The sequence below is a fragment of the Mesorhizobium sp. WSM4935 genome (assembly GCF_029625735.1).
Lineage (GTDB): Bacteria > Pseudomonadota > Alphaproteobacteria > Rhizobiales > Rhizobiaceae > Mesorhizobium.
In genome coordinates this window covers 97,028-109,485 of the sequence record NZ_JARTVR010000005.1, presented here as the reverse complement: position 1 = coordinate 109,485, position 12,458 = coordinate 97,028, and the positions used below count along the sequence as shown (strand labels likewise).

Annotated in this window: 9 protein-coding genes and 1 tRNA gene; 3 read left to right on the top strand and 7 right to left on the bottom strand. The window is 64.6% G+C overall.

Annotated elements, in window-relative coordinates; all coding sequences use genetic code 11:
• The first annotated feature begins 17 nt into the window (after positions 1-17).
• Positions 18-1,634 carry an ABC transporter ATP-binding protein gene (locus tag P9273_RS15175; protein WP_278049775.1) on the top strand — a complete coding sequence of 539 codons (1,617 nt, stop codon included), beginning with the start codon at positions 18-20 and terminating at the stop codon, positions 1,632-1,634.
• A 26-nt stretch (positions 1,635-1,660) separates the two neighbouring features.
• Here P9273_RS15175 and P9273_RS15170 read toward each other — a convergent pair whose 3' ends face one another.
• The gene (locus tag P9273_RS15170) at positions 1,661-1,990 is read right to left on the bottom strand and encodes a hypothetical protein (protein WP_278049630.1); all 330 of its coding nucleotides are present in this window, start codon (positions 1,988-1,990) and stop codon (positions 1,661-1,663) included.
• 180 nt (positions 1,991-2,170) lie between these two features.
• A tRNA-Pro gene (locus P9273_RS15165) sits at positions 2,171-2,247 on the bottom strand.
• 191 nt (positions 2,248-2,438) lie between these two features.
• On the opposite strand from P9273_RS15165, the gene P9273_RS15160 reads away from it, so the two are divergent.
• The gene (locus P9273_RS15160; protein WP_278049629.1) at positions 2,439-4,679 is read left to right on the top strand and encodes an AGE family epimerase/isomerase; all 2,241 of its coding nucleotides are present in this window, start codon (positions 2,439-2,441) and stop codon (positions 4,677-4,679) included.
• Here the strand turns inward: P9273_RS15160 and betB are convergent.
• The 5 genes from betB to betI are packed head-to-tail and all read right to left on the bottom strand — an operon-like array spanning position 4,673 to position 10,948.
• Entirely contained in the window at positions 4,673-6,136 is a 1,464-nt protein-coding gene (gene betB / locus P9273_RS15155) for a betaine-aldehyde dehydrogenase (RefSeq protein WP_278049628.1), read from the bottom strand. The two genes, P9273_RS15160 and betB, sit on opposite strands and share 7 nt — an antisense overlap.
• A 49-nt stretch (positions 6,137-6,185) precedes the next feature.
• Positions 6,186-7,838 carry a choline dehydrogenase gene (betA, locus tag P9273_RS15150; protein ID WP_278049627.1) on the bottom strand — a complete coding sequence of 551 codons (1,653 nt, stop codon included), beginning with the start codon at positions 7,836-7,838 and terminating at the stop codon, positions 6,186-6,188.
• Positions 7,831-8,835, bottom strand: a complete 1,005-nt coding sequence (locus P9273_RS15145; RefSeq protein ID WP_278049626.1) for a threonine/serine dehydratase — start codon at positions 8,833-8,835, stop codon at positions 7,831-7,833. The genes betA and P9273_RS15145 overlap by 8 nt, the downstream gene beginning before the upstream one ends.
• A complete protein-coding gene (gene betC, locus P9273_RS15140) occupies positions 8,832-10,361 on the bottom strand; it encodes a choline-sulfatase (protein WP_278049625.1) in 1,530 nt (509 codons plus the stop codon). The genes P9273_RS15145 and betC overlap by 4 nt, the downstream gene beginning before the upstream one ends.
• Positions 10,358-10,948, bottom strand: a complete 591-nt coding sequence (betI, locus tag P9273_RS15135; protein WP_278049624.1) for a transcriptional regulator BetI — start codon at positions 10,946-10,948, stop codon at positions 10,358-10,360. Before betI ends, betC begins: the two co-directional genes overlap by 4 nt.
• Positions 10,949-11,281: 333 nt before the next feature.
• Between betI and P9273_RS15130 the strand changes: the two genes are divergently transcribed.
• Positions 11,282-12,448, top strand: coding sequence for an acetyl-CoA acetyltransferase (locus tag P9273_RS15130; RefSeq protein ID WP_278049622.1), 1,167 nt, complete (start codon positions 11,282-11,284; stop codon positions 12,446-12,448).
• The last annotated feature ends 10 nt before the right edge of the window (positions 12,449-12,458 follow it).

Sequence of the window (12,458 nt, the reverse complement as noted above, 5' to 3'; positions counted from 1 at the left end):
AGATGGGGACCGCTGACATGGCCGCCGAAACGATCCTCAGCGTTAAGGACCTGCGCGTCCGCTTCCAGACCCTCGACGGCACGGTCGAGGCCGTCAAAGGCATCAACATCAAGGTCAATGCCGGCGAGACGGTCGCCGTCGTCGGCGAATCCGGCTCCGGCAAGAGCCAGACGATGATGGCGGCGATGAGCCTGCTGTCCTCCAACGGCGAGGCCACCGGCCAGGTCGACTATCGCGGCCGCAACCTTCTGGAGATGACCAAGAGTGAGCTCAACAAGGTGCGCGGCCGCAAGATCAGCATGATCTTCCAGGAACCGATGACCTCGCTCGATCCGCTCTACACCATCGGCAACCAGCTGATGGAGCCGATCCGCCGGCACCGCGGGCTTTCGGCGCCGGCTGCACGGGAAGAGGCGCTGAAGCTTTTGCGGCTGGTGCACATTCCAGATCCCGAACGGCGGATGAAATCCTACCCGCACGAAATGTCGGGCGGCCAGCGCCAGCGCGTCATGATCGCCATGGCTCTCGCCAATGACCCCGACATCCTGATCGCCGACGAGCCGACGACGGCGCTCGACGTCACCATCCAGGCGCAGATTCTGATGCTGCTCGCCGAATTGCAGCGCAAGCTCGGCATGGCGATCGTCTTCATCACCCACGATCTCGGCATCGTGCGCCGCTTCGCCGACCGCGTCTATGTCATGCGTCAGGGCGAGGTGGTGGAAGAAGGCGAGGTGGAGGCGCTCTTCGCCAACCCGCAGCATGCCTACACCAAGATGCTGCTTGCCGCCGAGCCGACCGGCACCAAGGCGCCGCCGCCCGCCAATTCACCCGTGCTGCTCGAAGGCCGCAACGTAGAGGTCGTCTTCAAGATCGGCGGCGGCTTCCTTGGCGGCGAACCGCTGATGCTGCGCGCGGTGGACAGGATCTCGATCCGGCTGAAGCGCAACCAGACGATCGGCATCGTCGGCGAGTCCGGTTCGGGCAAGTCGACCCTCGGTCGCGCGCTGCTACGGCTCCTTCCCAGCGACGGCGTCATCCGTTTCGGCGACCGCGACATATCCGAGGCCGACCGCCAGGCGATGCGGCCGCTCAGGCGCGAATTGCAGCTCGTCTTCCAGGACCCGTTCGGTTCGCTGTCGCCGCGCATGACCGTCGGCCAGGTGATCACCGAAGGGCTACTGGTGCATGAGCCCTCGCTCACGGGAAAGCAGCGCGACCAGCGTGCCGTCGAGGCGTTGCGCGAAGTCGGCCTTGACCCCAATGCGCGCAACCGCTACCCGCACGAATTCTCCGGCGGCCAGCGCCAGCGCATCGCGATTGCCCGCGCCATGATCCTGAAGCCGAAAGTGGTGGTGCTCGACGAGCCGACCTCGGCGCTCGACCGGTCGGTGCAGAAGCAGATCGTCGAATTGTTGCGCAAGCTGCAGGCCGACCACGAACTGTCCTACCTCTTCATCAGCCACGACCTCGCGGTGGTGCGCGCCATGGCCGACTACATCATCGTCATGAAGCAGGGAAAGATCGTCGAGGAAGGGCCGACGCAGGAGATCTTCGACAAGCCGCGCGAGGCCTACACGCAGACGCTGATGAACGCCGCGATCGATACGGCGCGGTTCAGGATGAGTGCCTGAAGCGGGCAAGCTTGGCCTCGCTTGCCTCACGGCGAGGATGGGCACCTCTGGTTCCGTGTCGCGACGATCACCTGCTGCTGTTGCTGCAGCCGTTCGATCCGGGCAGTTTCGCGGTTGGCGATCGCCGTCTTCACGCGCTCGCCGCCGAGCAGCCAGCTCGGCACGCTGGTGTTGGCGACCTTGCCGCGAGCGATTGCGGTGCGCGAAATATCGGTGGCGGTGTCGCCGACCGCATTGTTGAGTTCGGGGCAGTTCATTTTGTCGTATTTCGCCGGGCTGATCGACGCGGTCGTCGAAGAGCAGCCTGCCGCCAGAAGCAGCGTCGCGATCGAAATGGCTGTAAACTTGAACGTCATTGCCTCAATTAGCCGCTCCTGCGGCTCCGCGCTCCACGAACCAAGGACACGACGCCATTAGGTCAAAGTAAGGGCCGGCTGTCGAGCATAATGGGCGGCAGCAGCCAACCGGCTCGCTGTTCGACCATGGAAGATTAGCGCGGGAGGTCGGGATCCAAGCATCCAAGTGCTTGTTTTTTCTGGTCGGAGTGGCAGGATTTGAACCTGCGACCCCATCGTCCCGAACGATGTGCGCTACCAGACTGCGCTACACTCCGTGACCAGACCGCGGGCTTATAGCCGCCACTTTCCAATCCTGCAAGCGCCAATGACTGCACTTCTGTCGCATTTCCTTTCTTTCGCGAAGCTCACCCGAATGGCATAGGATTTGGCTCTTGGGTAAAGGTGGGCTTAAAGGCTTTTGTCGTAAGTCCAGGGCATCGGAGCCGGATTTCTGACAAGGTCGTTCATGAGCCAGCGCATCGTCAGTTTCGTCATGAGCGGCGGCGTCGGGTCGCGGCTGTGGCCGCTGTCGCGCGAGGACAACCCCAAGCAGTTCCACGACTTCTCGGGCGACGGCTCGATGCTGGCCAAAACCTTGCGCCGTCTGGCGGCGCGGCCGCAAGGCGAGACGCCGATTTTCCTCATCGCCGCGGAACGTCATGCCGAGCGCGTTCATGCCGACCTTGCCGGCGTCGATCTTGCCGGCGGCGGGCCGTTGTTCGAGCCGACGGGCCGCAACACGGCCGCCGCCGTCGCGCTGGCCAGCCTGCGCACGCTCTCCGAATATGGCGACGAGCTTGTGCTGGTGGTGCCGTCAGATCATGAGATTTCGACGACCGTTCAGTTCTGGCAAAGCATCGAGGCGGGCGCGGCCGCGGCAAATGCCGGGCGGCTCGTAGTGTTCGGCCTCAAGCCGACCCAGCCCGAGACGGGCTATGGCTATATCGAGGTCGGAACCGGCAAGGACGGCATCTTCGACGTGTCGCGTTTCGTCGAAAAGCCCGATCTTGCCACCGCGCAGGCCTATCTCGACGCCGGCAGCTTTTTCTGGAACACCGGCATCTTCCTGTTCCGCGCTGGCGTCATGCGTGACGCCTTCGCGGCTCATGAGCCGAAAATCTGGCAGGCGACGGAGGCCGCCTACAAGGCCGCGACCAGCGACCTGTCCGGCCTCTATATGCCGCTTGAGCTTTATTCCGCGATCCCGTCGACCTCGATCGACTACGCCATCATGGAACGCGCGAAAGACATCGCCATGGTGCCGGCCGGCTTCCGCTGGAACGATCTTGGCTCCTGGCAGTCGCTCCTCGATGTCGGCCCGTCCGATGGTGAGGGCAATGTCATCGTCGGGGACGTCGTCGCCATTGACTGCCAGAACTCTTATATCCGCAGCGAAGGTCGCCTGCTGTCGGCCATCGGCATGAAGGACGTTGCCATCGTCTCCACGGCCGACGCCACCTTCGTCGCTCCGGTCAGCCACAGTCAGCACGTCAAGAAGATCGTCGAGCAGTTGGAGAAATCCGGCCGGCTCGAGACGAGATTCACGCCGGCGCATGACCGCGTCATCGAGAGCGGTGCCTGGCGGCGGCGCGTGCGCCACTGGCTGTTCGAGGAGACGCTGCCGCTGTGGTCGACGGTCGGCGTCGACGAGCGCCATGGTGGCTTCCACGAGGCGCTGGGCTTCGATGCTTCGCCGCTGATGAAGCCGAAGCGCATGCGCACCCAGGCGCGCCAGGTCTATGCCTTCGCGGTCGCCAAGGAGCGGGGTTGGGACGGGCCGGCCGACCGGCTGATCGCGCATGGCATCGACTTCATGGCGGGGCAGGGCCGCACCGGGCGTGGCGGCTGGGTGCGCACGCTCAACATAGACGGCTCGGTCGCCGATCCGGTCGAGGACGCCTACGATCATTCCTGCGTGCTTCTGGCGCTCGCCCACGCCCATATGTCTGGCCATCCCGACGCGTTGCGGCTGGGCGAGGAGACGTTCGTCTTCCTCGATGCGCATCTGGAAGATGCCCGCATGACCGGCTTTCTGGAGACGTCCGACGATGCGGAAGAACGGCGTTCCAATCCGCACATGCATCTGCTCGAGGCCTTTCTCGCCTGGCACAAGGCAACGGGCGAGCGCGCCTATCTGCGCCGCGCCGCGCGCATCATCGACCTTTTCCGCAGCCATTTCTTCGATGCCGAAAGCTGGACGCTGGGCGAGTATTTCGACGAGGGCTGGAAGCCGGCCGCGAACGGGAAGGGCGGCTGGACCGAGCCTGGCCATCATTTCGAATGGGCCTCGCTGCTGGTGGACTTCGCCGCCCGCAGCGGCCAAGGCGAACTTACCGCCTTCGCCCGCAAGCTCTATGCCTCGGCCGTCGCCAACGGCCTTAACCGCGCCACCGGCCTCGCCTATGGCGCCGTTTCTCGCCAGGGCCTGCCGCTCGACACGGTCTCGCGCAGCTGGCCGCAGGCCGAGGCGATCAAGGCGGCGATCGCGCTGGACGGCTCGGGCGGGCCGGACCTCAAGCCTGAAATCGAGGCGCGCGTCGGCCGCCTGTTCCGCTGGCATATCGACCCGGCGCCGCTCGGACTGTGGATCGACCGCATCGACGAGCGTGGCCGCTCACTGGCGACCGAGGTGCCGGCAAGCATCTTCTACCATCTGGTCTACGCGCTGACGCAGTATCTGGATGGTACGGCGGAGAAGTCTCAATAAGGCGCCGCCACGTCCCCGGTCTCGACATAGACCGCCTTGAGCTGGGAGTAATGCGCCAGCGCGGCAACTGAATTCTCGCGGCCGATGCCGGACTGCTTGACGCCGCCGAAGGGCATTTCCACCGGCGTCAGATTGTAGGCGTTGATCCAGCAGGTGCCGGCCTGCAACTCGGCGATCACCCGATGCGCGCGCGGCAGGTCGCGCGTGAACACGCCGGCCGCCAGGCCGAATTCGGTGTCGTTGGCCCGCTCGATCACCTCGTCCTCGGTGTCGAATTTCAAGACGCTCATCACCGGCCCGAAAATCTCCTCGCGCGCGATGCGCATGGTATCAGTGACATTGGTGAACACCGTCGGCTCGATGAAGAAGCCACCCTCGAAACCTTGCAGCGACGGCACGTTGCCGCCGCAGGCGAGCGTCGCGCCATCCTGCTGGCCGGCGGCGATGTAGGAGACAACCTTGTCCTGCTGCGCCTTGTTGACCAGCGGTCCCATCTGCGTTTCGGGATCGAGCGGATCGCCGATGCGGATTTTTTTCGTCCGCTCGACCAACCGCTCGACGAAGCGGTCATGCAGGCCTTTCTGCACGAAGACGCGTGTGCCGTTCGAGCAGATCTGGCCGGTGGAGTAGAAATTGCCGAGCATGGCGCCGCCGATGGCGTTCTCGAGATCGGCGTCGTCGAAGACGATGAGCGGCGACTTGCCGCCGAGCTCCATCGTCGCGTGTTTCATCTTCGAGCCGGCGAGCGACAGCACCTTGCGGCCGGTCGGCACCGATCCGGTCACCGAGACTTTCGCAACGACGTCATGCCCGACAAGGCCGGCGCCGACATCGCCATAGCCCTGCACGACGTTGAACAACCCGTCGGGCAACCCCGCCTCGCTGTATATTTCGGCCAACGCCAGCGCCGACAGCGGCGTGTTCTCCGAAGGCTTGAACACCATGGCATTGCCCATGGCCAAGGCCGGCGCCGACTTCCAGCCGGCGATTTGGATCGGATAGTTCCAGGCTCCAATGCCGACACAGACGCCGAGCGGCTCGCGCCGTGTGTAGGCGAAAGGCCCGCCGAGATCGATCATCTCGCCATTGAAGGCAGCGACCGCGCCGGCGAAATATTCCAGGCAGTCGGCGGCCGAAGGCGCATCCGCCACCAGCGTCTCCTGGATCGCCTTGCCAGTGTCGAGCGTCTCGATCCGCGCAAGATCGGCATTGCGCGCGCGAAGAATGTCGGCGGCGCGGCGCAGGATGCGGCCGCGCTCGACCGGCTTCAGCCGCGCCCAGGCCGGCTGCGCCGCGCGCGCGGCCTCGATCGCCAGTTCCAGCACGTTCGGCGTCGCCGAATGCAGCGTGGCGATGATCTCGCCGGTCGCCGGGTAGATCACCGGCAGTGGCGCGCCGCCTTCGTCCTCGATGTAGCGGCCGTTGACGTAGTGGGAGGCCGTCGGTTGGGCGCGCATGGCTTTCTCCAGAACTATTGGCCGATCGGGCGGTCTGCCCGACAATGCCCTATCGGTCCGCCACCTGCCAGCGCGGATTGATCCAGGGTTCCTGGTTGGATGGCGCCAGCGGCGTGCGGCCGAGAATGTGGTCGGATGCCTTCTCGCCGGTCATGATCGACGGTGCGTTGAGATTGCCGTTGGTCACCCGCGGGAAGATCGAGGAGTCGGCGACGCGCAGGCCTTCGACGCCGATCACCCGGCATTCGGGATCGACGACGGCGGTCAGGTCGTCGGCGCGGCCCATCCTGCAGGTGCCGCAGGGGTGATAGGCGCTTTCGGCATGGTCGCGGATGAAGGCGTCGAGCTCGTCGTCGGTCTGCACATGGCTGCCCGGCGAGATCTCCTTGCCGCGAAAGCCGTCGAAGGCCTGCTGGCCGAAGATCTCGCGGGTCAGCCGGATGCAGTGGCGGAACTCGCTCCAGTCGTCCGGATGCGACATGTAGTTGAAGCGGATCACCGGCTTCGCCTTCGGGTCGGGCGAGCGCAGCGTAACCGAGCCGCGTGACTTCGAGCGCATCGGCCCGACATGCGCCTGGAAGCCGTGTGACTTCGCCGCCGACTTGCCGTCATAGCGCACCGCCGCCGGGATGAAATGGTACTGGATATCGGGATAGTCGATGCCGGCTTGCGAACGCACGAAGGCGGCCGCCTCGAAATGGTTGGTGGCACCGAGCCCGCTCTTGAAGAACAGCCACTGCGCGCCGATCATCGCCTTGGAGAAAGGATTGAGCACCGAGTTCAGCGTGATCGGTCTTGTCGATTCCTGCTGGATATAAAGCTCCAGATGGTCCTGCAGATTGCCGCCGACGCCCGGCCGGTCGGCGACAACCTTTATGCCGTTTTCCTGGAGATGCGCGCCCGGGCCGATGCCGGACAGCATCAGGATCTTCGGCGAATTGATCGATGACGCCGCGACAATCACCTCACGCCGCGCCTTAACGACCTGAATCTTTTTGTTAGCTTCGATCTCGACGCCGATCGCGCGTTGATTCTCGATCACCACGCGTCGGGCGAAACCCTTGAGCAGGCTAACATTTCGGCGCTTCAGAGCAGGCTTGAGATAGGCATTCGCCGCCGACCAGCGGCGACCGCCTAGAATGGTCTGCTCCATCGGGCCGAAGCCTTCCTGCTTGGAACCATTATAGTCGTCCGTGAGCTCGAAACCGGCCTGGCGACCCGCCTCTATGAACGCACCGTAGAGCGGGTTCTTGCGTGTCCCGCGCTGCACATGCAACGGCCCGCCTTTGCCTCGCCAGCCGTCCTCGCCGCCGTCGGAATCCTCCATGCGCTTGAAATAGGGAAGCACATCGGCGAAGGCCCAGCCGGCTGCACCCTGTTCCGCCCAATGGTCGAAGTCGTGCGCATGCCCGCGAACATAGACCATGCCGTTGATCGAGGACGAGCCGCCGATCACCTTGCCGCGCGGGGTGGCCAGCACGCGGCCGCCGAGATTCGGCTCCGGCTCGCTCGCGAAACCCCAGTCGTAAAGGTTCATATTGAGCGGGATCGACAGCGCCGACGGCATCTGGATCAGCGGTCCCATGTCGGTGCCGCCGAACTCGATGACGATCACCGAGTGCTTGCCGTCTTCCGACAACCGGTAGGCCATGGCCGAGCCGGCGGAGCCGGAGCCGATGATGACGAAATCCGCTTCAAGCATTGTTCATATGCGCCATAAAGTCGGCGAGCGAGACATTGCCGCCGGTAGCCACAACAAGGACGGTCTTGCCCGCCACATCCACATTGCCCCCGAGCAGCGCCGCCAGTGACGCCGCGCCCGAAGGCTCCAGCACCAGCTTCATCCGCTCGAAGGCTATTTTCATGGCCCGCCGCACCGAGGCGTCATCGACGGTGACGCCGCGAACGCCGGCCGCGCTTACTGCCGCGAAAGGCGCGTCGCCGGGCTTGCGCGCCATCAACCCGTCGCAAATCGATTTCGGCCCGATCGGCATGGTCTCGATCGCACCATGCGCCAGCGACGAGCCCATGCCGTTGAAACCCTCCGGCTCGACAGCGATGATCTCGGTCTTGGGCGACAGATAATGGAAGGCGAGCGAGACGCCGCCGATCAGTCCGCCGCCGCCGACCGAGCAGAACACCAGGTCGGCATGCGCCTTCTTCGTTGACAACTGGTCGAGCGCTTCAAGCCCTGCGCCGGCCTGGCCGGCGACGATCTCCGGATCGTCGAAGGGGTGGAGAAGGGTGAGGTGCTCGGTCTCGGCGATCTCGCGCGCCTTGGCGGCGGCGACCTCCTCGCGGGCGCGGTCGCCATGATCGGTCAGCACCACCCGCGCGCCATAGCCGGCCGTCGCGTCACGCTTGGCGGCGGGCGCATCGATCGGCATGACGATGGTGACAGGAATGCCGAGCGCCTGGCCGGCGGCCGCCAGTCCTTGCGCGAAATTGCCGGAAGAATAGGCCACCACGCCCTTTTTCGCTTCATCCGGCGACAGCCGGTTCAGCCGCCAATAGGCGCCGCGCACCTTGAAGGAACCGGCCCATTGCAGCGACTCCGGCTTGACGAAGACGCGCGCGGCGCCGGTCTCCTTGGCTAAAGCCGCCGACTCCAGGAGCGGCGTCACCTGCGTCGCGGTCGAGGTGACGGCATAGGCTCGCTTCAGATGATCAAGCGTGGGGACGAGAATGTCTGCCATCATTCGCCCCTCGGATACCGTTTGCTCTCTTCGAGATTGTCGAGGTTCATATGGTTGCGCATGTAGCGTTCCGACGCCTTCTGCAGCGGCTGGAACTCCCATGGGTAGTAGGCGCCGTTGCGCAACGCCGGATAGACGACCCAGCGGCGCGCCTGGCTTTCGCGCACGGCGGCTTCGAAGCTCGCCATATTCCAGCGCGCACGGACCTTTTCCATGAAGGCCGAGACCAGATCGGCGTTAGCCGGGTCGGCGGCGAGATTGTCGAGCTCGCGCGGATCGGCATCGAGGTCGAAGAACTGCGGCGGGTCCAGCTCGCAATGGACGAATTTGTATTTGCCCTCGCGGATCGCCACCATCGGCGCGTAGGAGCCCTCGGCCGCATATTCCATCAGCACCGGCGCCGAGCGCTCCATGCCGCCGGCGAGCGGCAGCAGCGATTGGCCGTCCGTCCATGGCGAAATCCCGCTCATATCGATGCCGGCGAGGTCGCAGAGCGTCGGCGCCACGTCGAGGTTGGAGACGGGCGCGCCGATCAGACCGGCCTCGATGCCCTTGCCGGCCATCATCAAAGGCACGCGTGCCGCGCCTTCATAGAAGCACATCTTGAACCACAGGCCACGCTCGCCCAGCATGTCGCCGTGGTCGGAGCAGAACAGCACGATCGTGTCGTTAGCCATGCGCGTGCGCTCCAGCACCGACAGCAATTCGCCGACCTTGTCGTCGAGATAGGAGATGTTGGCGAAGTAGCCGCGCCGTGAGCGGCGCACCTGCTCCGGGGTGATATCGAAACTGTCGTAGTCGGATGCCTTGTAGAGCCGCTTCGAATGCGGATCCTGGCTGTCATAGGAGATGAAGCCGACCTCCGGCTCAAGCGTCGGGCAGTCCTCGTAAAGATCCCAATATTTGCGCCGCGCGACGTAAGGGTCGTGCGGATGGGTGAAGGAGACGGTGAGGCACCACGGACGGCGCGCCGGATCGTCCGAAACGCGTGCGAACTCATAGAGCTTCTGCGCCGCGTGGAAGGCGACCTCGTCGTCATATTCCATCTGGTTGGTGATTTCGGCGACGCCGGCGCCGGTGACCGAGCCCAGATTGTGGTACCACCAGTCGATGCGCTCGCCCGGCTTGCGGTAGTCGGGCGTCCAGCCGAAATCGGCAGGGTAGATGTCCGTGGTGAGCCGCTCCTCGAAGCCGTGCAACTGGTCGGGACCGACGAAATGCATCTTGCCGGAAAGCACCGTGTGATAGCCGGCGCTGCGTAGATGATGGGCGTAGGTCGGGATCGAGGAGGCGAACTCCGCGGCGTTGTCATAGACTTGGGTGCGCGAGGGCAGTTGTCCGCTCATGAACGAGGCGCGGCCCGGCGCGCAGAGCGGCGAGGCGGTGTAGTTGTTGGCGAAGCGCGCCGAGCGCGCTGCAAGCGCCTTAAGATGCGGCGCATGCAGGAATTCGGCCGGCCCGTCCGGGAAGAGCGTGCCGTTGAGCTGATCGACCATGACGATCAGGAAATTGGGTCGCCGGGTGGTCAAGGCAGGCTCCGTCTGTTGAGCTTGGTTTCGAGATAGTCTTCGATGAGCGCGATGGCGCTCTGCGCGTTGGGGGTGCCGTCCTTCAGCGCGCGGCGGATATAGAGCCCGTCGATCAGCGCCGCGGTCGCTTCGGCCACGCGGTCGGCCTCGGTCCGAGGCAGAATGCCGGTCAGCCCGCTCATCAGGTTCGAATGCAGCCGCCGCGCATAGACGCGCAGCAGCCGCCGCAGCTCCGTCGATTTCTGTGCCTCGACATAGAAGGCGAGCCAGGCAGCGATGATCTGGGACTGGAACTGGTCGTCGGAAAAGCTGACGGCGACGACGGCCGAGACGCGCTGGCGCGGTGTGGCGGCAAGGGCGAACGCACGCCTTGTGTCCGTGTTAAGCTCGGCGAGGATGTGCCGCATCGTCGCGAACAGCAACTCGTCCTTGGCGCCGAAATAATGATGCGCCAGCGCCGACGACACGCCGGCGCGGCCGGCGATCTCCGACATGGTCACATCCAGCGATCCGCGCTCGCCGATCGCCGAGATCGTCGCGTCGATCAGCGCCTTGCGGCGCACGGGTTCCATTCCGACTTTCGGCATCCTGGGGGTCCGGTTCGAGCCAAGACTATTTTTTATTGACGCGTCAATCAATAAAAAATCGACACCGGGATCAACCGATCGTGTCGTTCTGGCCCATGGCGTGGGTCTGGAAAACGGTTCATCGTTGAACAATATTGAATCACGTGCCGCGCCCAAGACGTGCTAGCGTGTGTTGAGGTTCAGGTCAGGCCGCGCCGAGAGTGGCGATTTTCGAGAACCGGAGCGGAGCGTACTTAAGTACGTGAGCACCGGAAGCGCAGGAAACCGCCATTTGCAGGCCGGCATCACCTGAAGATCAACATATGCTAGGCTCGGCGGCAAATGGAGGCTGTTATGACCGCATGCATCGTCGGCTGGGCGCATTCGCGCTTCGGCAAGCTCGAAGGCGAGACGCTGGAGGGCCTGATCACCAAGGTTGCGGCCGAGGCGCTCGACCATGCCGCCATCGGTCCGGACGATGTAGACGAGATCGTGCTTGGCCATTTCAACGCCGGCTTTTCGCCGCAGGATTTCACCGCGAGCCTGGTGCTGCAGGCCGATGACCGGCTGCGCTTCAAGCCGGCGACGCGCGTCGAGAATGCCTGCGCCACCGGCTCGGCCGCTGTCCGTCAGGGCATCCGCGCCATCGACGCCAACGCGGCCCGCATCGTGCTGGTGGTCGGGGCCGAGCAGATGACGACCACGCCCGGGCCGGAGATCGGTAAGAACCTGCTCAAGGCTTCCTATTTGCCGGAAGACGGCGACACGCCGGCAGGCTTTGCCGGCGTCTTCGGCAAGATCGCGCAGGCCTATTTCCAGCGCTATGGCGACCGGTCCGATGCGCTGGCCATGATCGCGGCCAAGAACCACCGGAATGGCGTCGACAATCCTTATGCGCAGATGCGCAAGGATTTCGGCTATGAGTTCTGCCGCCAGGAAAGCGAGAAGAACCCGTTCGTGGCTGGCCCGCTGAAGCGCACCGACTGCTCGCTGGTCTCGGACGGCGCCGCGGCGCTTGTGCTGACCGACACCGCGACAGCATTGAAGATGCGCCGTGCCGTGACCTTCCGCGCCAATGAGCATGTCCAGGATTTCCTGCCGATGTCGAAGCGCGACATCCTTTCTTTCGAAGGCTGCGAGCGCGCCTGGGAGCAGGCGCTGAAGAAGGCCGGCGTGACGCTGGACGACCTTTCCTTCGTCGAGACGCATGACTGCTTCACTATCGCCGAACTCATCGAGTATGAGGCAATGGGTCTCGCGAAGCCCGGCGAGGGCGCCAAGCTGGCGCTGGATGGCACGACGGCGAAGGACGGTCGCCTGCCGGTCAATCCCTCCGGCGGTCTGAAGGCCAAGGGCCACCCGATCGGCGCCACTGGTGTGTCGATGCATGTGCTGACCGCCATGCAACTGACCGGCGAGGCCGGCGGTATCCAGGTGCCGGGCGCCAAGCTCGGCGGCATCTTCAACATGGGCGGCGCGGCGGTGGCCAATTACGTTTCCATTCTCGACAGGATTCGCTAGAAGCGGCCCG